This window comes from Desulfomicrobium aestuarii, from assembly GCF_055385525.1.
Window position 1 is genome coordinate 3,804,419 of sequence record NZ_AP042427.1, and the last position, 21,561, is coordinate 3,825,979.

A 21,561-nucleotide genomic window follows, 5' to 3' on the forward strand; every position below is an offset into this window, starting at 1 on the left:
ATCTAGTCGACGCGCAGGATGGTGGCGTACGCGCCGAACACGGCCCAGGCCGCGGCGCCTTCGCGCAGCCCGAGGCGGTCGAGGCTCTCGTTGGTCCCGATGGCGCACAGCTCGGTCTCGGCGTCGATGCGCAGGACGCATTCGGTGTTGATCCGTCCGCGGGTCAGGCGGACGATGCGGCCGAGGAAGCGGTTTTCGGCCGAGCAGAGAGGCTCCGCTTCGGATGGGTACAGATGCACCCAGGGCGCCTTGACCTCGATGGTCGCCAGACGGCCCTCCTTGAGGCCCATGCGGTTCAGGCTGTCCAGGGTGATGATGGACGAGATGGTATGCCCGCCGGGAGTGACCAGTTCCACCACTGCCTGCAGGTCGGCCGGCAGGATGCGGCCGACGCGGCCGAAGAAGGCGTTGCGGGCGCTGGTCTTGCGGGCGCTTTCGCGCTGCAGGAACGTGGACGTCACGGCCTGGATGTCGTCTTCGGAGAACGAGACGTAGGACGAGGTCAGGTTTGGCGTGGAGTGACCCAGATACTTCTGTACCGCCGGCAGGGGCATGTTGGACTGCATCAACTCAACCCCGCGGGACTTGCGGATGGCTTCCGGGCTGCCCAGTTGCTTGGGGAAACCGCAGGCCTGGGCCCGTTCGTAGAACTTGCGGCGCACGAAGGCCGGGTCCACGCTGAGGGTCTGCCCTGCGCTGTGAAGGAAGGTCTCGTCGTCCAGCAGCGCCTTGATTTCCCGCGACAGGGTTTCGGATAGCGGCACCGTCCGCGGCTCGCCGCCCTGTGCGTCGCGGCCGAAAGCCATTGTCAGGGCGGCATGGTCTATGTCGCGGACGGGGTTCAGCGTCAGGACCTCGTGCAGTTTGGCCCCGGTATGGCGGATGAGCAGGAAGATGAGCAGGATGCGCCTGCGGGACAGGGCCACGTCGGCGCGCGGCGTTCCTTCGGCCCATGTCCTGAACTCCCGTTCCAGGCGTTCGAGCTGCAGCGTGTCCAGGCATGAGGACGGCTCGGCCACGATGCGGCCGTGATCGGACGGGCGGGAGGATGGCCGGGGCTTCTTGCTGGTGGGGGAATTCATGAGAATGCATTTTGAACCGGTTGGAGGGGAAAAGGCAAGAAGAGAATGCAGATTGGGGCTATACGTGACGACATAATTAATTGCGCACTTGATAAAATCATGGCATCGTGGATCCATGAAAGTACTCACAATCACCGATGCCGAAGACATGATTATGGCCATCCAGGACGAAATTCGCCGTACCGAGGAAGCCCGCTACGATCATCGCCTCCACGCTATGCTTCTCGTCGCGCAGGGACTGAGTTGCAGGGAGGCTGGAAAGATGTTGGGCGATGCACCCCGGACAGTCGCGTACTGGGTCAACAGGTTTGAAAATGAGGGTTTTGCAGGTTTGGTCGATGGAGAGCGGCCCGGGCGCCCCCGTAGACTGACCAAAGAGCAACTCGCTGCAATTGAGACGGCCCTGCGAAAAGATCCAGCCGAATTCGGATTGCAAGGCCTTTGGGATGGAAAAACCCTTTCGTGTTTCATTCAGGACCAATGGGACGTCTCCCTGGGAGTTCGACAGTGTCAGCGCCTTTTCCGGCAACTCGGTTTTCGATTCCGCAAGCCTCGACCGAAAATTGCGCACGCTGATCCCGCCCAGCAGGCGGAATATAAAAAAACTGCTGAGATTTCTGAAGAATAAACGGATCGATATCTGGGCCTTGGACGAGGTCAGGTTCGAACAGCATGGATCCAGGTGCCGCATGTGGATTCCGAAAGATGTGAAAGACCCTGTTGTACTCCATCATCCGACAAGAAAGAGCGTGGGATATTTCGGAGCAGTGAGAATCAGAGATGGCAAGTTCGTCTATCGCCGAGAAGCAGACAAGTTCAACGGAGAGACATTTTTCGGCTTTCTCAAATACTTGCGCCAAATCAGCTCTCACTCGGGCAGGCGGGTTGTGCTGATCGTCGACAACGTCAGATACCACCATGCGCAGCTTCATGCTGAATGGAGATTGGCTTGCCATAAGAGATTTGCGTTGGAGTTCATGCCGCCCTACAGCCCTGAACTCAATCCCATTGAGCGGGTTTGGAATATCACGAGAAGAAAAGCTACTCATAACCGATACTTCCCCAAACTGGAGGATGTGATCAGTGCCGTTGAGGGTGTGTTCGACCGATGGCGTCATGGCAGCGAAGTTCTCCGGAAGTTATGCGCAATAAATTAGGTCGTCGAGTATAGGTTCAGGGCGGTGGGGTCTTCGGCCGGGTGCCGTCCGTGCGGCGTCGGAACTCCTTTGCCGGCCTCGTAGGGGATAACCGTTGCGTGCACGGCCGGAAACCGCGCTTCGGGCGAGGGCAACGGTTCTCCCGACGATGCCTGGCGCAGTCGGACAGCCGACGCCGCACGGACGGCACCCGGCCGAAGACCTGCGCCTTGGAGTCAGGTTGTGTCGAAGATTGGGGAAAAGAAGGGGGGCGGAAAAAGAAAAGGCCCTTCGATGTGAAGGGCCTTGGAAATTCTGGCTCCCCGGGACAGATTTGAACTGCCGACAGGGTGGTTAACAGCCACCTGCTCTGCCAACTGAGCTACCGGGGATCGCTCGTGAGAAGCCCCTTTAGGGCAAAGAGGGACGCGCTGTCAACCGGTTTGGGCCGCGGCGCGAATTTTTGTCTGTCCGGCCTCCTCGGCCTTGCCCTGCTGCTCCAGGGCCGAGATGAGGACTTCCCAGAAGGCCGGCGCGTCGGGTTTGAGGTGCACGCTCTGGCGGGCCAGGGACTCGGCGATCTCCGGGTCGTCGCCGCGCTCGAGATAGATCTTGGCCAGCAGGTGGAAGGAGTGGGCGTCCTGTGGGTTGGCGGTGATGGCCTGGTGGAGGAGCTCGCGCGCCGTGTCGCGGTCGTCGCGGCGGAAGGCCAGGCGGGCCAGGTAGCGGTGGGCCAGGCTGCTGGCCGGTGTCTGCCCTTCGCCTTCGGGGGCGGTGCCGACCTGCTCGTAGAGGGCCCAGGCCCGTTCGAAATCCCCTTCCTCCTCGGCCATGAGGCCCAGGCGGATGAGGGCGTAGATGTGGTCGGGCTTGACGGCCAGGACCTGCTCGAAGGCCTGCCGCGCCGCTTCGGGGTCTCCGTCCTTGAGGCAGGCGCAGCCGAAATTGTAGAGGGGCATGATCTGGTCCGGATGGCTCGCCGCGAGGTCCTGGAAGATGGCCCTGGCCGAGGTGTACTTGTTCAGGCGGGCGTAGCAGACGCCGAGGGAGTTGCGGGCCAGGAGGTTGCCTTCGTCGGCCGTGAGGGCCTTCTTGTATTCTGCGATGGCGTCGTAGACTTCGCCCTGGGCGAAGAGCCGGTCGGCGCTGATGTTCAGGGAGATGGAGTCGAAGCAGGCGATCTTCTCGTCCTGCAGCAGGGCGGCGTGGTCCAGGGCCTTGCGGGCGTTGTCCAGGATGTCGGAACGGGTGAAGTCCAGGAAGGGGTAGCCCGCGATGCCTACGGACTTGTCCAGCCCGGCGAAGCGCTCGCCCTCGAAGAGTTCGCGCACGGCCCTTGCGCATTCGGCCTGCTCCATGTCCGGCACGTGGTAGACGACGCAGTTCATGCTGTAGCGGCCGCCCAGGGCCGACGGGCCGAAGAGGGCTTCGGCGCGGTTGGTCAGGGCCTGGAAGAACTGCTCCTCCTTCATCTGATCCATGGGCGTGCGTTCGGCGTGGGGCGATTCCAGACGCATGAGCAGCATGGAAAAGGTCTTGGACTGGCTGCGCACGGTCTGCCAGGTCTGCAGGAAATCGCGGTAGGGGTAGAGGCCGGTCAGCAGGTCCTTCTGCGGGGAGCGGGCGCCGGGCTGGGCTTCGCGCTGCTCCATCAGCCCAGAATGCTCGTCCAGGAGCGTCAGCTTGTCCCCCTTCTCCACCACCCAGTCCGGGTCGTTCTGGACCAGGATTTCGGCGATGGCCATTTCGTCCTGGACTTCCACCAGGGAGACCTCGGCCTTGTACATGGGCGGGTAGTGCCCGAAGACCACGTCCCCGCTGGCGCCGACGATGGTCTCGCGTCCGTTGAACTTGCGCGACCAGACCAGGAAGCGCTGGCCCTCGTGGGCGTCCACGCTGCGGCCGAGGTTGATGATCAGTCTGTTCATGGGCATGACCTCGAGCACGACGCCGCCCTGGGCCAGGATCTGGTTGAAGGAATAGACCTGCCCGCGCCCGCTGGCCTTGGCCGTGTTCAGGGCCTTCTCGGCCTTCTCCAGCACCAGCCAGGCCTGTTCGGCCGGGGCCTTCTGGAACTGCGCGCCCTGGAGGTCCTGGGGATAGTTGACGAAGCCGATGCTGGCCGACACGGACACGTCCTCGCGCAGGGGGGCGAAGCGGGCCGTGACCTTGGACATCTCGACGCCGAGGTTCGACGCCAGTTCGCGCAGCTTGGACCTTGAGGCCTGGGGCCAGAGCACGCCGAAGGAGTCGCCGTCCAGTCGGCAGACCAGGGCCTGCTTGGGGCACGCGTCGCGCAGCACCTCGGCCGCGAGGTTCAGGATGCGGTCGCCGAAGAGGTGCCCGTAGCTTTCGTTGACCTGCCGGAAGCGGTCCAGGTCGATCATGATCAGCCCGAAGCAGGCGCTGTGCCCCTGCAGGGAATCGTCGGCCACGGCCTCGGGGCCGGGCATGATGGAGCCGAGTATGCCCGAGATCTCCCGCATCAGCGCCCCGTGCAGGCAGTGCCGGTTGGCCAGGCCCGTCAGGGGGTCGGTGATGGCGAGTTTCCTGAGCCCGATCTGCTCCAGGCACAGGGAGGCCATGACCGGCAGGTAGGGCAGGGCCTGGGCCGTCTTGCCGGCGTCCACGCCGCGGGCCTCGAAGACCGCCAGCAGCCTGTCGCCGCGGATGAGGGGCAGCTGGAGGCGGTCGTCCTCCAGCACTGCCCTGCCGTAGGGGTGCTCGGGGTCCGGTTCCAGTTCCTCGGGGCTTACGGCCGGGAACATGAGGCTGTAGGAGGAAAAGGACAGGAGCTCCTTGAAGGAGCTTTTGAGCAGAGGCTCGTATTCGACGATGTCCTGCCGGCGCAGGGGAGAGACGGTGCTGGCCGTGTTCATGATTGACCCCGGGTGTTTCCGAAGCCTTTGCCTCATGCCGCACCCCTTGTCCAGAAAGGAGAATTGTGTTTTGGGTCGAAGGTGGCTACAGCCCGGGAAGACACCACTTCCGACGGAGGAATCGATGCTTCACGTGACCGCCATGCCCCTGGGGCCCCTGGATACCAACTGCTATGTCCTGCACTCCGACCGCGAAGCCGTGGTCATCGACCCGGGCGGGGACGCCGACGAGATCCTGTCCTTTCTCTCCTCCAGAAAGCTCGCCCTGCACAGCGTTCTCAACACGCACCTGCACTTCGATCACATCCAGGGCAACGCCGATCTGGTGGCGGCCGCGGGCGTGACGGTCATGGCCAACCCAAAGGACGCCTATCTCATGCAGACGGAGCTCGGCGGGGGCGGCATGATGGGGTTCCCCCGCACGCCTGCCTTCGAGATCACCCCCCTGGAGGAGGGCGAGCTGCCCCTCCTGGGCACCACGTGCCGCGTTCTGGCCACCCCCGGCCACAGCCCCGGCAGCCTGTCCTTCTATTTCGAAACGATCGGTGCCGTCTTCGTCGGCGACCTGATCTTCTACCGTTCCGTGGGCCGCACCGATTTTCCCGGCAGCTCCGAGCGCGAGCTCATGCGCTCCGTGCGCACCAAGATCTTCACCCTGCCCGAGGACACCGTCATCTATCCCGGCCATGGCCCTGAGACCACGGTGCGGCAGGAACGGCTCAACAACCCCTTTTTCACCGAGTTCATCCGTTAGGGAGGCCTCGTGATCCTCGAAGGCGAACACGATTTCCGGGGCAGGTGCTGACACGTGGGTTCCGATGCCAGTTGGCATCTGCGTTTCAGCCGCACGGACCGGCAGGTGTTCTGGGTCAGCCCGGGCGTCGTTCCCCAGCTCGAGAACGCGCTCTACGTCGAAACCGACTGGACCCTGACCACGCAGAACGTCGGGGAATTCGTGCGGGCGGAATTCGTCCGCAAACGCCGCTCATGAGCCTGCCCGTCATCATGTCCCTGAGCCCCCGCGGGGGCGGAAACAGCGATCAGGCCGCTGACTACTTCGCGCGCTGCCTGCATGGCGAAAGCCATGTCCTGCGCCTGCGGGACCACCATGTCGAGCCCTGTACGGGCTGCGGGGCCTGCGCCGCCGACGGCGTCTGCCGCATGAGCGGCGAGGATGAGGCGGAAGAGCTCTTCGCGCGGCTCGATCGGGCCTCGGGGCTCGTCCTGACCGCGCCCGTCTACTTCTATCATCTCCCCAGCCAGGCCAAGGCCTGGATCGACCGCGCCCAGTGCCGGTACATGGCCAGGCAGGGCGGTCGGGCCGCGGGTTCCGTACGTCCGGCCTATGTCGTGCTCCTTGCCGGGCGTCCGCGCGGCGAGAAACTTTTCGACGGCATTCTGCCGACTCTGCGCTATTTTCTGGATGCCCTGGACTTCCGCCTGGAAGGAACCGCCCTGTTGCGCGGCATCGACGAGGCCGGGGATTTCTCCAGGAGCCGTGAAGCCATGCAGGCCGTGCGCGAACTGGCCGGGAGGAGCGGATGGTAGGCTGCCTTGCTGTCACGGCCGGGCGTTTCCTGGACGCCCTGATCTGCCTTGCCGGCCGCCGCTGCCAGCTCTGCGCGGTGGTGCTGGACGATCCGCGGGACCATCCCCTGTGCCCGGAATGCGCATCGAAGCTGGAGCCTCGCCGGGGCGGGCACTGCCCGCTGTGCGGCACCTGCTACGCCGATCCCTGCTCGCCCGCCTACCTCTGCCTGACCTGCCGCATGTCCCCGCCGCCCTGGTCGGGGCTGGCCTTTTTCGGCCCCTATGACGGGCCCCTCAAGGAACTGGTGCATCGGCACAAGTTCGGCCACGAGCATGGCCTGGGCCGCCTGCTGTCGTTACTGACCCGTCAGGCCTGGGAGTTGCGGGGGCTGGGCCGGCCGGACGTGATCGTGCCCGTGCCCATGCTGCCGGGCCATGTGCTGCGCCGCGGATTCAACCAGAGCGCGGAGCTGGCCCGCATGCTGGGCCGGGCCATGTCCCTGCGGCCGCTGATGGGCGCCCTGGTCAAGACCCGCGAGACGCGCACCCAGTCGAGCCTGGGCCGCGCCGCCCGGCGCGGCAACGTGGCCGGGGCCTTCGCCGCCTCCCCGGAAATCCGGGGGCGGCACATCCTCATCGTCGATGACGTCATGACCACCGGGGCCACGATGACGGCCTGCGTCCGCGCCTGTCTGGAGGCCGGGGCCGCGAAGGTGGATGTCTTCATCCTGGCCAGGGCCCTATGAAGAGCGCTCTTGCCCTCCGCTGGAGGCATCCCGATCAGAAGCGCCTGCTGGTCATGCTGGTCTGCATGGTCATGGGAGCCGTCGCGCTGATGGGCATCGAAGCGTACCGTTTCCTGAGCATCGATGAGCATCAGCAGTTGCTGCGCACCGATCAGCGCCATCTGGAACTGGTGCAGAGTCTTCGTTTCGATCTCGGGGCCGCGCGCCTGGCCATTTCCAGGCTGGCGGGGGAGAACGACGCTTCCGATGCCGCGGATCTTGCCGCCGAGGCGGACAGGAGGCTCCTGCGGGCCAAGGGACTTCTGGTCCTCATGCACCAGGGCGGGGAACTGCGCGTGAAGGGGGATGCGGCCGAAACCGCTCCCATTGTCCTGTCCGAGCCCATGCCGCCCGAATTCCTGGCCACGGCTTCGCCGCTCGTGCCCATGGTCCAGGGGATTCTGGACGCGAGCACCAAGCTGACCGCGGGCGCGGGCAAGGCGGGGACGTACGACCCGGCCGCGGTTGCGCGTGTCGAGAGCCTCTTCGTCCAGGCCGAGGGCACGGCGCAGGCCCTCTCGCGGAGTATCGCCCAGAGCATTTCCGGGCACATCGACGATCATCAGACGCGGGCCAACCGTGCGCTGGCGGCCCGCATCGCGCTGGGAGGGCTGCTGCTGACGGTCCTGAGCGGGCTGTGTCTGCGCAGCATGGCCGCCGTGGGCGGGCTCCTGGAAGAGCGGGCCCGGGACGCCGAAGCCGTGGTCGAGGCCAATGCCGGCATGGAGCGGATTCTGGAGGCCCTGCCCGTGGGCATCGCCATCCTCGGCCAGGACCGCGCCATCCGCCGCGTGAACCTCGCCGCCACCAACCTTCTCGACATCGAGCCCGGCTGGTTCTTCGAGCGGCGCATCCCCTGGGACATGTTCTGCGAGGAGGCGGAGGCATCAGAACACGGCCCCCGGGTCGAGTTCGAGCATGAGGTGCGCATGCACGCCATGCAAGGCCGGACCCTCGACGTCATCAAGAGTTCCATTCCCGTCATCCTCAAGGGCGAGACGCTCATCCTCGAGGTCTTCATGGACGTGACCCAACGCAAGCAGGCCGAAAACGCCCTGCTGCAGGAGAAGTCGCGCCTGGAGTCCCTTCTGGCCGGCATCGACGAAGGCGTGGCCCTGAGCGACGAAGAAGGGGCCGTGATAGAAGTCAACGCGAGCCTCTGCCGCATCCTCGGCCTGGACAGGCGTCGGCTACTCGGAACCAGGGTCTGGGACCTTTTTCCAGGCGGAGTGCTCAAGGACGAGCTCGACGAGGGACTGCGCAGCCTCACGCGCGACCCCCGGACCCGTCTGCGCGAGATCCAGCTCGAATCCTTCCGCGACATGGCACTGGTGGTGCGCATGCAGCCCGTGCTGGGCAAGGACGCCTTCGGCGGCATGATCGTCAGCGTCATCGAAGTCACGGAGATCATCGACGCCCGGCGCAGAGCCGAGGCGGCCTCCCAGGCCAAGAGCATGTTCCTGGCCAACATGAGCCACGAGATCCGCACGCCCATGAACGCCATCGTCGGCCACGGCGAGCTGCTCTCCCACACCGCCCTGGACCCGGGACAGGCAGAGTGCGTGCAGAGCATCCGGGTCTGCGCCGAAAGCCTGCTGGTCATCATCAACGACATCCTCGACTTCTCCAAGATCGAGGCCGGCATGATGCGCATCGTGCCCGAGGACGTGGACCTCGCGGCCATGCTCGAACGCCTGCGGACCATGTTCGGCGAGCAGGCCCACCAGAAGGGCCTGGAACTGCGGCTGACCACGACGGGGCTGCCCGCGACCGTGCGCACGGACCCGGGGCGGCTCGTGCAGGTCCTGGTCAACCTCGTCGGCAACGCCGTCAAGTTCACCGAGAGGGGCAGCGTGGAGATCACGGTCAGCGCCGAACCGGTGCGGGGCGGCCGGGCCGGCGTGCACTTTTTCGTGCGCGACACGGGCATCGGGATTTCGGCCGACCGCCAGAAGGACATATTCACGTCCTTCGAGCAGGTCGACGGCTCCCTGACCCGGCAGTACGGCGGGACGGGGCTGGGGCTGACCATCGCCAACAACCTGGTCCGCCTGCTCGGAGGCGCCGGGATCTCCGTGCGCAGCCTCCCCGGTCAGGGCAGCACCTTCTCCTTCGTCCTGCCCTTGGACGTCCCCGCCCGCGCCATGCCTCGTGTGCAGGGGCTGTCGCAGGACGTGGCCGGGGAAGGGGCCTACGCCGACGTCCGGGTGCTGGCCGTGGAGGACAACGCATTCAACCGCGGTCTGCTCAAGAAGATGCTCGGTAACCTAGGCGTGACGCGGGTGACCATGGCCGAGAACGGGCAGGAGGCCGTGGATGCCCTGGCCGGGGGGCAGGCCTTCGACATCATTCTCATGGATATCCAGATGCCGGTTCTGGACGGGCTGGACGCCACGCGGGCCATCCGGGCCATGGGCCTGGAGGTGCCGATCATCGCCCTCACGGCCCACGTCTTGGAGTCGGACCAGCAGAAGAGCCGGGAGGCGGGCATGGACGGGCATCTGCCCAAGCCCTACAGCCTGAAGGATCTGCGGGAGACGCTGGGGAAGTGGTGCGTGTGAGGCGGTTGACAGATTTCGGTTGACGGCCCCGGGGTTTCGTTTTATGCACATCCTCCCTCTCGACGGCTGCTCTGCTCCGGGCGGCCTTGTAACGTGATGAAAGTCTTGACGGGGTTCCTCGGAAAAGGTAGCCACGTCGTTCAATATTTTGGAGGTCGCAAGATGTTTGCAATCGTAGAAACTGGCGGAAAGCAGTTCCGTGTAGAAGAAGGCCGCAGCCTGAAGGTCGCCAAGCTTGATGCGCAGGCCGGTTCGGAGATCACTCTGGACAAGATCCTGCTGGTCGGGACCGGTGCCGACGTGAAGATCGGTCAGCCCTTCGTCGACGGCGCTGCCGTGACGTGCGAGGTGGTCGAGCACGGACGTGACAAGAAGATCATCATTTTCAAGAAGAAACGCCGCAAGGATTATCGTAGAACACAGGGCCACCGTCAGGATTTCACCACCCTGAAGGTGAAGTCCATTCAGGCCTAGTGTCGTCGGGAGGAAAACATGGCTCATAAAAAAGCAGGTGGTAGTTCACGCAACGGACGCGACAGTGCCGGTCAGCGGCTCGGCGTGAAGAAGTTCGGTGGCCAGGCTGTCCTGGCGGGCAACATCCTCGTGCGTCAGCACGGCACCAAGGTCCATCCCGGCGTCAACGTCGGCGTGGGCAAGGATTACACGCTGTTCGCCCTGATTGACGGGGTCGTGAAATTTGAAAAATACACCCGCAAGAACAAGGTCCGGACCAGGGTCAATATCGTTCCCGCCGTCTAGACATTGTCGCTGCGACGATTTTTCAAGCCGCTTCAAGAGGGTGCTCTTGGGCGGCTTTTTTTGCTGTCCGGGTCGATCCCGGGCTTGGAGATCACATGAGATTCGTTGACGAGGCCAAGATCATCATCCGTTCCGGCAGCGGCGGCCAGGGCTGCGTGTCGTTCCGCCGCGAGAAGTACGTGCCCCGCGGGGGCCCCGACGGCGGCGACGGGGGCAAGGGCGGCGACGTCGTGTTCCGCGCCGTGGGCAACCTGCTGACCCTCTACGACTATCGCCACGCGCCCATCCAGGAGGCCGAAAGCGGCCGTCCCGGTTCCGGGCGGCTCTGCTACGGCCGGGCCGGGGTGGACAAGGTCATCGAGGTGCCCGTGGGCACCCAGGTTTTCGAGGAGACGGATGACGGCGAAGTCCTCATCGCCGACCTGACCAGGGACGGCCAGGAGATCGTCGTGGCCGAAGGCGGGCGCGGCGGCAAGGGCAACGCCCACTTCAAGTCCTCGACCATGCAGGTGCCGCGCTTCGCCCAGCCCGGCGAACCGGGCGTGGAGAAGTACATCCGCCTGGAACTCAAGGTCTTCGCCGACGTGGGCCTGCTGGGCCTGCCCAACGCGGGAAAGTCCACGTTCATATCGCGCATTTCCGCGGCCCGGCCAAAGATTGCGGCCTACCCCTTCACCACCCTGTCGCCCAACCTGGGCGTGGTCATCGACGAGAACGACCGCAAGCTGGTCGTGGCCGACATCCCCGGCCTCATCGAGGGTGCGCACACGGGCCTGGGTCTGGGGCACACCTTCCTGCGGCACGTGGAGCGCTCGCGCTTCCTGGTGCACATCCTGAGCATCGAGGACGTGAACCCCGAAGACCCCCTGGCCGGCTTTCACATCCTCGACGACGAGCTGCGCCAGTTCGACCCGGAGTTGGCCGAGAAGCCCCAGATGCGCGTCATCAACAAGATCGACCTGGCCGATGCCGAGCGTCTGGCCGAGGTGCGGGCTGCCTTTGACCGCCTTGGCCTTCGGGTGTACTTCATGTCGGCGTTGAACGAGATCGGCGTTGACGAGGTGCTTTCGGCCATGTGGGAGCTGCATCTCGCGACCGTGAAGGACGGGGGCGAAACCGAAGATGGAACAGTCGACTGATTGGCGCGCCCAGCGCCGTAGGATTCTGGAGAAGGCCAGGCGCGTGGTCGTCAAGGTGGGCAGCGCCGTGCTGACCACGGACAAGGGCCTGGACGAGCGGGTGGTCAACCGACTGGCCGATCAGATCGCCGGCCTGCATGACCGCGGCCTGGAGATCGTCCTCGTGACTTCCGGCGCCGTGGCCGCGGGCCGCTGCGTGCTCGGAGCGGACCGGGCCGCCGGTTGCATGGTGCACAAGCAGGCGGCCTCGGCCGTGGGCCAGAGCCGCCTCATGCACAGCTACGACGAGGCCTTCGCCCGCTACGAGAAGATCACGGCCCAGGTCCTCTTGACCAAGGACGACCTGCGCAGCCGCGAGCGCTTCCTGAACGCCCGCAACACCATGACGCGCCTGCTTGACTGGAAGGTCATCCCCATCGTCAACGAAAACGACACCGTGGCCGTGCAGGAGCTCAAATTCGGCGACAACGACGCCCTGTCCTCCATGGTCGCCAACCTCGTCGGCGCCGACGTGATCGTCAACCTGACCTCGGCCGACGGCGTCTTCGACGACAATCCCCTGGATAATCCCGAAGCGGCCTTTGTGCCCTGCGTCGAGAATATCGCGGAGCTGAACCTGCAGTCCATGTGCAGGGGCAAGACCGGGGCCGGGACGGGCGGGATGCTCAGCAAGCTCATGGCCGCCCGCCGCGCGGCCAGCATCGGCGTGCCGACCCTCATCGTCTCGGGAAAGGAGAAGTTCGTGCTGGAGCGCGTCTTCAACCTGGAGGAGCTCGGCACGTGGGTCGCGCCGACCCAGAAGATGCTCTCGGGCCGCAAGTTCTGGCTGGCCTACCATCTGGATCCGGCCGGGACCATCGTGGTCGACGACGGCGCCGCCCGCGCCTTGACGTCCAAGGGCAAGAGCCTGCTGGCCGCCGGGGTGAAGGATGTCGAGGGCAATTTCGGCATGGGCGCGCTGGTGCGCATCGCCGGCCTGGACGGCGCCACCGTCGGCGTGGGCCTGACGAACTTCAAGGCCGCGGAGCTGCGCAAGATCCAAGGTTTGAGCAGCTCCGAGATCGAGAAGGTCCTGGGCCCGTGCCCCCATCAGGAGGTCGTGCACCGGGACAACCTGGTGCTGGACAGTTCGCTCTGAGGAGTGCGGCGAGTGGCCGCACCCACTATGAAATAGGCTTCTGCATTGTGAATGCACGTAGCCTTTTTTTTTTTTGCGCCCAAGCACGCCGAAATTCCCGTGGTCCGTGGCGGTCCGTGACGGTCCGTGTCCGTCCCAATGTCCCGGCCTCCAGCGCCGTTTTGGAGGGCCTGTCAGGCCCTGAAGAGATGAAAAACGAAGAGCCGCCCCGAGCGCAGGGTCACGGTGGCGGTGGTTTCGGTGAAGACGTTGCTCATGCCCCAGCTGGTGCCGAAGGTCAGGGTGGCGTCGTGGAGCGGGTATTCCAGGCCGGAGAGCGTCACGCCGTGGACTTCGGCCGTGGCCGGGAGCAGGGACAGGGTGTCGCCGACGCTGCCGGTCAGGGTCAGGGGCTGGTCCGTGAGGTGCACGCACTGACCCTCGTCCGCGACGCAAGCCGGGACGCCTGCGGGCAGGCAGCGCGACAGCAGGAAGAGGTTGCCCAGGGTATGGTCCAGGCGCCCGCCCGTGCCGCCCAGGATGGAGATGCGCGTCGCGCCGCGCTCCAGAGCCAGCTCCAGGGCCAGCTCCAGGTCCGTGGCGTCCTTTTTAGGCGGGTGGAGGTCCATCTCGACCCCTGCGTCCCGGTAGCTGGCGAGGAGGTCCTCCGGAATGGAGTCCATGTCCCCTACGGCCAGGTGGGGGATGATGGACAGCGGCGCAAGGTGGCGGCTGCCCCCGTCCACGCCGACGACGCGGTCGGCGGAAGCGATCAGGGTGCGGATGTTGCCGGTGAGGTCAAGGGGGCCGTTGGCCAGGAGAACCCAGTGCATGGAACGTCCTTGGTGTGAGGTGGGGAAATCTTGCTGTTTCGGGGGCATCCCGATACGTTCCACAGAGTAATCACGCCGGTTGCCCAAGGCAAGGAGAACGGGCTTGGCCTTGGGCTGAACCGGCTTTTCCGGCCGGTCGGCGGACGCGGAAACGGTCCGGCCCGGCGGCCATGATCCCATCACGGAGGCTTCGATGTTCGATGCGACGATATATGCGGCGAGGCGCGCGCACGCGATGCGCTCCGTCGGGAAGGGCGTCATTCTGCTTCCCGGCAACGACCTGCTTGGCATGAATTACCGGGCCAATGAATACCCCTTCCGCCAGGACGGGTCCTTTTTGTATTTCACCGGCCTGGATTCGCCCGGGCTCTGCCTGTGGCTCGACTGCGAGAGCGGCGAGGAGGTGCTGTGCGGGCCCGAGCCGGACCTCATGCACACCATCTGGAGCGGCCCTGCTCCGTCACTGGGGGAATTGGCGGAAAGAGCCGGTATCGCCCGGCACGGAAGCGCGGTCGGGTTGAAGGAGCTTTGCCGGAAGGCGGTCGGGGACGGCCGAGAGGCTCACTATCTTCCGCCGTACCAGGGCGAAGGCGTGCTGCGGCTGGCCGGGCTCCTCGGCAGGACCCCGGACGAGGTGGAGGCGGGCCCTTCGGGGAGGCTCATCGATGCCGTGGTGGCCTTGCGGGCCGTGAAGGACGAGGCGGAGGTGGCGCAACTGCGCCAGGCCGTGGCCGTTTCGGCAGACATGTACGCCGAACTCATGGCCTGCTGCCGTCCCGGCGTGTCGGAAATGGAGCTCTACGGGCGCCTGCAGGGCCTGATCCTGTCGCGGGGCAGCCGGGAGGCCTTTCCCATGATCCTCTCTAGGCGGGGAGAGGTCCTGCACAACCACACCCATGACCAGATTTTGCGGCAGGGGGACCTGCTGCTTGTGGATTCCGGGGTCTGCTCGACGCTTGGCTACGCCTCGGACATCACGCGCACCCTGCCCGTGGGCGGTGCGTTCACGCCGCGGCAGCGCGATATCTACGAAATCGCGCTGCGCGCCCAGGGCGTGGGCATCGCCTGCATGGCCCCCGGCATCCCCTTCCTGGACTGCCATCTGGCGGCGGCCAGGGTCATGGTCGAGGGCCTCTCGTCCCTGGGGCTCATGCGCGGCAACCCCGACGTCGCCGTGGCCGCCGGAGCTCACGCGCTCTTCTGCCCGCACGGCCTGGGGCACATGCTCGGGCTCGACGTGCACGACATGGAGAGCCTGGGCGAGGACAACGTGGGCTATGACCAGGAGTTCAGCCGCAGCGGCCAGTTCGGCCTGTCCGGCCTGCGCATGGCCCGCAGGCTTCGCCCGGGCTTCGTCGTGACCGTTGAGCCGGGCATCTACTTCATCCCCGATCTGATCCACCTGTGGCGCGAACAGGGTCGGCACGCGCAGTTCATCAATTACGGCGCACTGGAACCATATCTGGATTTCGGCGGCATCCGCATCGAGGATGACGTGCTGGTCACGGCAGAGGGCGCCGAGGTACTTAGTTCCGCCATCCCCAAAACTGCCGGAGAGCTGACGAAGCACATGGGACGGCCCGCATGAAACGCATCAGCCTCCACGGCGGCCACAGCGGCCAGTTCTGCGACCACGCCCGCGACACCCTGGCGGAAATCGTCGCCGCCTATTATGCCGCGGGTTTTGAATGCGTAGGGCTAACAGAACACATGCCGCCCCTGAGCGATGCGTGGCTTTACCCCGACGAGGTGGAGCTGGCTCGGACGGCGGCGTGGATGCAGGAGCGGTTCGCTCGATATGTTGCCGAGGCCAGGCGGCTGGAGCGGGAATATGCGGGGCGCATGAGGATTTTGGTGGGCATGGAGAGCGAGTGGTATCCGGGGTGCGGTGAGTGGGTGGCAAGGCTGCGGCGCGAGCATGCGTTGGATTACGTGGTTGGATCGGTCCACCACGTTGACGGGCAGTGTTTCGATTATTCGAAAGAGGCTTATGCCGACGCCGCAGACAGGTTAGGAGGGCTTGAGCCCATGTACCAGGCCTACTTTGATTCCCAGTTGGCCATGATGCAGGCGATCAAGCCTGAGGTGGTAGGGCATTTCGACCTTATCAGGCTCCACGATCCAAATTACCCGGACACGTTGGCAAAACCGGAAGTCTTGCGGCGAGTGATGCGCAATCTGGAATGCGTGCGGGATATCGGAGCCGTGCTGGACATAAATGCACGTGCGTTTTTGAAGGGCCAGGCCGAGCCCTATGTTTGCGGTTTTATTTTGGAGTTCGCGTCAGGGATGGGTATCCGCTTCGCCTACGGCGATGACGCTCATGGAGCAGAAGATGTTGGTTTTGGGTTTGAAAAAGTCGGAGCGCTGCTTGGCTATGCTGGTGATCAGTCCGTCATATCCTGCGAAGTTCAGGCGAAGCCGGTTTTTTCCAGGCCGACCAAATGAGTCGGCTGGAAAAAGCGAGTCCGCTGCCGACCATGACGTAGATTCCCGTCTTGAGAAGTGGGCCAATGGGAAGAACGCCGATAATGCGGCCAAAAGCGGCCATGATCAGAATCAGCACCCAGTTCTTGAAAGAAAAAAGTCCGCCCAGACAAGCCCGCGCAGGTCTGTCGCCGATATGCGCGATAACTTTGACCGCGACCTTGTCGAAAATAAATCGGCTCTTCAGGAACCCCAGCCCTAATCCCAATAAAATTGAACAAAAAATCAAAAAAAAAGAAAATTGATGCGAAATCCATACACCCTTCCATATCAGAAATAATCCGACCACGGACCAGGCAATAGCAGCAGTACGCATTCGCGTGCGAGGGTAGGCCCGAGGGGTGAGGCGTTCAAAAAAATGAGGCAACATTGGACAGCTCCTTTCGCGCCGTTTGATAGGAAGGACGAAAGGGAATGTCAAACTGCAATAGGGGGAATATTTTGTGTAAACGGTCAGTTGTCGATAATCGACCCCACAAGGAGACGATATGGCCGCACGCAAGCCTCTTCCAATCGACCTGATCGACGCCCTCCTGGCGGATTACAAGAAGACTGAAGACCTCATCAGCGAGGATGGCCTTTTCAAACAACTGACCAAGGCCCTCGTAGAGCGAACCCTTAATGCCGAAATGACGTACCATCTCGGCTATTCAAAGCATGCGCTCCTCGCAAACCCTATCGGCAATACCCGGAACAGCAATAGCCGCAAAACCCTCAATGGTGATTTTGGCGAAGTCCCTGTCAAAGTTCCCCGTGACCGTATGGGAACATTCGAGCTTCAACTAATCGGTAAGAATCAAGCTCGCTGAACGGGCTGCGCTGACAAGATCCTGTCGCGCGAAACCCGAGGCATGACAGTCCGTGAGAGTCAAGCCCATCTGATGGGTATGTTACGACACTCATTTCCATGGTCAACGACGCGGTCATCGATGCCGTCAAGGCCTAGCAGTCCCGTCCGTTGGAAGCTCTGTACCCCATCGTCTATCTGGATTGCATCCAAGTCAAAGTGCGGGACAGCGGGGTCGTCTGCAATGGCAAACTTCTGTTTCTAAGGAGTTTGCCATTGTTGATTATTGAAATGTTATTATTCAGTATTTTTGCGCCAAAAAAGGACGCCTGGTTTAATGTTGATGGGAGGTATGATTTCAATGGTTTTGATTGCGCCTGTACTTGTTTGGATGAAAGCTGTAGATCCCTTTTCGCCAACGTGAATGCTGGGAGTGATTGCGAGTCCTGTTTCTAAAGAAAAGTGTTTGTCAAATGAATTGTTGAGTATTGGTTCATAATATGCTGTTCCTGTCTTGTAATAGAGCGCATAAAGTCTGCTTTGTCCCTCTGGGACACAGATGTCCTCATTTGGCATATAGCTCGTGAAAAGAACTGCTCCTCCAAAAACCGCTGATTGCCCAAGCACTCGTTCCCAATTTGGAGTAAAATCGGAAAAATCATGGCGCCATCCTGCGTAAGGCTCAATTTCTTGAAGTAAGACGTTCCATCCGCCAGATACTTCTACGCCAGATTTAGTCACGCCAATGCACGTGCGATCGTAAGCGCCATATGGACATGTTCCATTTGTGAGTTCAATTGCGGTGCTGTTGTAGATATTAGATAAAAGAACGGTGTTGGGGAACATAGTTGTTTCGCCTGTTGTCCCGTTGTAAGCTGGGTCTTTGATTCCAAAAAAACTCATGTGGTGGGTCTGGGCTGTGTCGCTGCGGTTGTAAAACCTTCCAGCTCCAAAAAATACCCATAAATTTTTGGATTCATCCATGGCAACATTTGCTGATGCAGTTATTGGCTTCCCGATATTGGCAAGTATTGAATTTCCCGTCCATGATACGTTGTCGTTGTTGTTGTCATTAAACGTCATGATACGGCGCATTGTCCCTGATGGTGATAGTTCGTCTCCTGAAGTAGTTCCGTAATAGATGATGTCTGTTTTGAATTCTTTGTTTTTATTTCGAGATCCAAAATCTACATCTACTGCGACAGGGTCACCAATTATTGAAGGATTTTCTGTGATGGCAAATGTTGCGTTGCCAGTGATAAACGATTTGCTTTCATTTAGCATGCGGACTTGTTTTTTTTGTACAAGCCATTTTAAATCGAGGATGTAGACTTGGCCCGGCTGAGCGCTTATTGCTGGGCTTCTGTAGTCAGTTGGAATTGTTCTTGCCTCGCCATTCGAATCTGCTGGTCCAGAGCCAAACACAAGGTACCAATTGTTGTTAGTGTCGGCTGTTCCGTTTGCGTTTTGAGTGCTCATAGGCATGACAGTCGGATAATTTGTAGTAAATCCAAGTTTTGGCATGCGGATTTCACCTAAAAGAGCTGGTTCTCCTTCAGGGTCGGTAATATCCATGATGACATAAGCCGAACTCATGACTCGGTCAGAAGAGTCGAGTAAGTTGTTTTTGTTGATATCTGCGGCAATCTTTCCGCCACCAAAGCGCATGCCTGCCACTAGTATTGTGCCCCAACCTTCAGGATGCTTCTCGCTTGGTGTGAAAACTCGGGCGTCGAAAACGCGTGGTTTCAAGTCCATATAGGGTACATGGAGTGCCATTCCATATTCAGGTTCCATGAGCCAACGCAGGTGCGGTAATAGATTGAAGGGAATGAATGCCCACAGTTCCGAGCCTAGTTCGAATTTGGCTTCGTTGCTAAGTTGGGTATCAAACCCTCGTCTAGTGCTATTGTAGAATCCGGCATTGAAGGCATGGAGCATGCCATCATTAGCGCCAACGTAAACAACTTGTCGTCTATTTTTGTATTTAAGGTAAAAATTTTTATAAGACGTGTCATTGTAAAGGATGTGGTAGTTTTCTGTTGGGGATCCTACAACTGTAGGTGAAGAATAAACAATGTCGCCAAGAGGCCATGATATTCCATTATTGTCCCTGCGATTTCGGACTTTGTCGCTGTATCCTTGGGATGAATCGTTGCTAATTTCTTGCCCACGAATGAAGTTAATTTGTCTTGGGGCCAAGAATGAGCACAAGGAGTTTCTGTTGGCTTGCGAAAGCGCGGCTATTGTGGTCGGTGTGTCTTCAAAACTTGGATATAGTGTAAGGTAGGGGGCAAGTGAGTCAGTGTTGCTTGTGCTAAAATCGATATATTGAGTTGACGGTGTCGTCGGCACCATGTTTCCGCTATCAAGAAATGTTTTTATGAATCTTTTATGTGTGTCTGTGTCGGAGTAGGCGTTTCTTTGTGAAGCAGCATTAATGGTTGTTAAATTGAGCCAATTGGTAGAAGACCATAGATATCGTATGTCTTGGGTGTCAACTGGGGTCATGTTCGTTGTTGTGCTATTGTAAAAAGCCTTTCCTTCATCATTAAAAGTAATCACGCGGTCTGTATATGTTGTTCCATTGTCTGGATCTAGCTTTTTATTGTTATTTGTGTCTTCGCGCATGTTTCCTTTGCTGTCTACAAGTAGTGCGTGGACCTGTCCAGACCAAGGCGACCCAATAAGGTCAGCGCCAGTGGCATTGCTTGGTGGAAAGAAGAGGGCTTGATACACAGCGCCTTCTCCACTGCGTGTTTGTGATGTTACGGCAGCAGCTGTTCCAGACATCTTTCCGCGAGTTGCATCCAAAAGTGCTTGCATTATTGCATTTTTAATTTCTTCGCCAGTGTCGCCTTCATAATAATTGTTTGGAAGGTCTTGTCCTGCTGGCTTGTATTCGCTCGAGTTTGGAATGGTTATTCCGGTGCTTTTTAATCCTGTTCTTGGGTCTTCAGCTGAAGATCCGTCTCCAGGCTGTCTATTATTATTATAGTCTGTGAAGCCACCGTAAATTGCCGCATAGCGTAATAAATGATTTCCTTTTCCAAAAGCGGCAACTGTGTAGAGTGTTGCTGTTTGGTTTCCAGACATATTTTCACTTGGGCGAAGATCTCCAATTCCCATGTATCCATGATACGCCGTGTTAAGAATATAGATAGATTTGTCGTCTTTGAGTCCAAATGCGCTAGTTTGTGAGTTTGTGAATTGCGGATATGCAGACCGAATGTCATTTGGAATTGAACCATCTTGGCGGACCTCGCCTGGCGTGATGAATAAAATATTTTGTTCAGTGCATGAGACATCCCCGCCATATTTAGAAAAATAATATGGGTCTTTCAAAGGGTCTTCGGTGTTGTAAGCATCCGACATGTATTTAGGGCCTGTCGCGCTCAGTTGTGAAACGTTGCCTAGGTACCCAAGAATGGTGTAGAGTGCTTCAGACAGTGGTGCTGGCCCAGATGGCCATAAATTGTTAATATTTGTTTTAATTTCTGTCATTGTTCCAGGGGCGTCTGACATATTTACAAGTATTTGAGATCCCTTGTGGTTATTGCCTTGTGCATCTTGATAATATCTGAATAATGAAAATCGAGCTTTTGTTGACCCATTTTCTTCTGTAAAAAAATCCAACACTCCGTTTTCTGCAGGCAGATTGCCTTGTTGTGCAATGCGTAGTTGGTATGGTCCCCCTAAGGCTTTTGGGGCATTGTCTGTGTTGGGAAGGTTTGAACTATTGTAAACGTAAAGATAGTCAGTCAGAGGATGTTGCGCTAAGATCACTTGTCCTGCAAATGGTGTCATTCCTGTTGAGTTTATTCCTGCGTCAATTTCGCGTGTATTTCCTTTGAGTGCCGTGCTGTCATCAGATCCAGATGGACTATCCGTGATTTCAATATCAAAAAATATATGGGTAGAATTGGCTGTTGTGGAATCGCTTTTTACGGTGCTGTTTGAATACTTTCCGCCTGTTAATATTTTTCTCATGACGTCAATTCGGTGCATCGTTGCCCAGTTCATGAACGTTCCATTCCATGAACCATTCTGATCGACGTAAAAATATCCGGAATTCTTGAGATCGCCTGATCTAGTAGTATTCGCGTAGTTATACCTTTCTTTCGGATCAAAATAGCCATAATAAAGAGTTGATTTGTCGAATGTTACGCCACTTTTTCTGTAGTCTGTTTCTCCGCCAGGAACAGGCTCTTTGTTTCCGTCTATATATGCATATGCCATGCGATGCATTGAGCTTGAAGTGTCTAGAATGATTGAAACGGATGGTTTTTCATTCGCAAATGTGAACGGAGGCCTCCAGTTAAAGTCGCTTGCTTTGTACGCGGATAGGGTTAATGGTGTTAAACACAAAAATACGGCAAGCAATATAATTCCCAAAGTTTCTTTTTTATTTTGTCTTTCGTTTGACATGATGCTTTGCTCCCGTGCTCTCTTGGATTGCTCGTATT

18 protein-coding genes, 1 tRNA gene and 1 pseudogene are annotated in these 21,561 nt (G+C 60.0%); 14 read left to right on the plus strand and 6 right to left on the minus strand.

Annotation, left to right across the window (positions count from 1 at the left end; translation table 11 throughout):
• Positions 1-2: 2 nt before the first annotated feature.
• Positions 3-1,082 (minus strand): TOBE domain-containing protein, encoded by a 1,080-nt coding sequence (locus tag ACZ5AC_RS17580; protein ID WP_464248854.1) that lies wholly within the window; start codon positions 1,080-1,082, stop codon positions 3-5.
• 115 nt (positions 1,083-1,197) lie between these two features.
• Between ACZ5AC_RS17580 and ACZ5AC_RS17585 the strand changes: the two genes are divergently transcribed.
• Complete coding sequence (locus ACZ5AC_RS17585) at positions 1,198-1,710, plus strand: helix-turn-helix domain-containing protein (protein ID WP_464247925.1); 513 nt, start codon at positions 1,198-1,200, stop codon at positions 1,708-1,710.
• Positions 1,711-1,729: 19 nt separating this feature from the next.
• Positions 1,730-2,239 (plus strand): IS630 family transposase, encoded by a 510-nt coding sequence (locus ACZ5AC_RS17590; RefSeq protein WP_464250615.1) that lies wholly within the window; start codon positions 1,730-1,732, stop codon positions 2,237-2,239.
• Positions 2,240-2,534: 295 nt separating this feature from the next.
• Here the strand turns inward: ACZ5AC_RS17590 and ACZ5AC_RS17595 are convergent.
• Positions 2,535-2,610, minus strand: a tRNA-Asn gene (locus ACZ5AC_RS17595).
• Between the two features lie 42 nt (positions 2,611-2,652).
• Complete coding sequence (locus tag ACZ5AC_RS17600) at positions 2,653-5,097, minus strand: diguanylate cyclase domain-containing protein (protein WP_464248855.1); 2,445 nt, start codon at positions 5,095-5,097, stop codon at positions 2,653-2,655.
• Positions 5,098-5,221: 124 nt separating this feature from the next.
• On the opposite strand from ACZ5AC_RS17600, the gene ACZ5AC_RS17605 reads away from it, so the two are divergent.
• The 9 genes from ACZ5AC_RS17605 (at position 5,222) to proB (ending at position 13,009) form a co-directional block, all read left to right on the plus strand.
• Positions 5,222-5,851 carry an MBL fold metallo-hydrolase gene (locus tag ACZ5AC_RS17605; RefSeq protein ID WP_464248856.1) on the plus strand — a complete coding sequence of 210 codons (630 nt, stop codon included), beginning with the start codon at positions 5,222-5,224 and terminating at the stop codon, positions 5,849-5,851.
• Between the two features lie 54 nt (positions 5,852-5,905).
• A complete protein-coding gene (locus ACZ5AC_RS17610; RefSeq protein ID WP_464248857.1) occupies positions 5,906-6,088 on the plus strand; it encodes a hypothetical protein in 183 nt (60 codons plus the stop codon).
• Entirely contained in the window at positions 6,085-6,645 is a 561-nt protein-coding gene (locus ACZ5AC_RS17615) for a flavodoxin family protein (RefSeq protein ID WP_464248858.1), read from the plus strand. Before ACZ5AC_RS17610 ends, ACZ5AC_RS17615 begins: the two co-directional genes overlap by 4 nt.
• A complete protein-coding gene (locus ACZ5AC_RS17620; RefSeq protein WP_464248859.1) occupies positions 6,639-7,373 on the plus strand; it encodes a phosphoribosyltransferase family protein in 735 nt (244 codons plus the stop codon). The genes ACZ5AC_RS17615 and ACZ5AC_RS17620 overlap by 7 nt, the downstream gene beginning before the upstream one ends.
• Positions 7,370-9,973, plus strand: a complete 2,604-nt coding sequence (locus tag ACZ5AC_RS17625; protein ID WP_464248860.1) for a PAS domain-containing hybrid sensor histidine kinase/response regulator — start codon at positions 7,370-7,372, stop codon at positions 9,971-9,973. Before ACZ5AC_RS17620 ends, ACZ5AC_RS17625 begins: the two co-directional genes overlap by 4 nt.
• Positions 9,974-10,135: 162 nt before the next feature.
• Positions 10,136-10,447 carry a 50S ribosomal protein L21 gene (rplU, locus tag ACZ5AC_RS17630; protein WP_459822384.1) on the plus strand — a complete coding sequence of 104 codons (312 nt, stop codon included), beginning with the start codon at positions 10,136-10,138 and terminating at the stop codon, positions 10,445-10,447.
• An 18-nt stretch (positions 10,448-10,465) separates the two neighbouring features.
• Entirely contained in the window at positions 10,466-10,732 is a 267-nt protein-coding gene (gene rpmA, locus ACZ5AC_RS17635; protein ID WP_464248861.1) for a 50S ribosomal protein L27, read from the plus strand.
• Between the two features lie 95 nt (positions 10,733-10,827).
• Complete coding sequence (gene obgE, locus ACZ5AC_RS17640) at positions 10,828-11,871, plus strand: GTPase ObgE (RefSeq protein WP_464248862.1); 1,044 nt, start codon at positions 10,828-10,830, stop codon at positions 11,869-11,871.
• Positions 11,855-13,009: a glutamate 5-kinase gene (gene proB / locus ACZ5AC_RS17645; protein WP_464248863.1), complete on the plus strand. Its 1,155-nt coding sequence runs from the start codon at positions 11,855-11,857 to the stop codon at positions 13,007-13,009. Before obgE ends, proB begins: the two co-directional genes overlap by 17 nt.
• A 173-nt stretch (positions 13,010-13,182) precedes the next feature.
• Here proB and ACZ5AC_RS17650 read toward each other — a convergent pair whose 3' ends face one another.
• Positions 13,183-13,821: a thiamine diphosphokinase gene (locus ACZ5AC_RS17650; protein ID WP_464248864.1), complete on the minus strand. Its 639-nt coding sequence runs from the start codon at positions 13,819-13,821 to the stop codon at positions 13,183-13,185.
• A 193-nt stretch (positions 13,822-14,014) separates the two neighbouring features.
• On the opposite strand from ACZ5AC_RS17650, the gene ACZ5AC_RS17655 reads away from it, so the two are divergent.
• On the plus strand, positions 14,015-15,409 hold the full coding sequence (locus tag ACZ5AC_RS17655; RefSeq protein ID WP_464248865.1) for an aminopeptidase P family protein: 1,395 nt from the start codon (positions 14,015-14,017) through the stop codon (positions 15,407-15,409).
• Positions 15,406-16,269 carry a histidinol-phosphatase gene (locus ACZ5AC_RS17660; RefSeq protein WP_464248866.1) on the plus strand — a complete coding sequence of 288 codons (864 nt, stop codon included), beginning with the start codon at positions 15,406-15,408 and terminating at the stop codon, positions 16,267-16,269. The genes ACZ5AC_RS17655 and ACZ5AC_RS17660 overlap by 4 nt, the downstream gene beginning before the upstream one ends.
• On the opposite strand, the gene ACZ5AC_RS17665 is transcribed toward ACZ5AC_RS17660, so the two are convergent.
• Positions 16,217-16,678 carry a hypothetical protein gene (locus tag ACZ5AC_RS17665; RefSeq protein ID WP_464248867.1) on the minus strand — a complete coding sequence of 154 codons (462 nt, stop codon included), beginning with the start codon at positions 16,676-16,678 and terminating at the stop codon, positions 16,217-16,219. The two genes, ACZ5AC_RS17660 and ACZ5AC_RS17665, sit on opposite strands and share 53 nt — an antisense overlap.
• A gap of 118 nt (positions 16,679-16,796) precedes the next feature.
• On the opposite strand from ACZ5AC_RS17665, the pseudogene ACZ5AC_RS17670 reads away from it, so the two are divergent.
• Positions 16,797-17,332 (plus strand): annotated as a pseudogene (locus ACZ5AC_RS17670) (transposase); the annotation flags it as partial.
• A 60-nt stretch (positions 17,333-17,392) separates the two neighbouring features.
• On the opposite strand, the gene ACZ5AC_RS17675 reads toward ACZ5AC_RS17670, so the two are convergent.
• Positions 17,393-21,523, minus strand: a complete 4,131-nt coding sequence (locus ACZ5AC_RS17675) for a pilus assembly protein (RefSeq protein ID WP_464248868.1) — start codon at positions 21,521-21,523, stop codon at positions 17,393-17,395.
• Between the last annotated feature and the right edge of the window lie 38 nt (positions 21,524-21,561).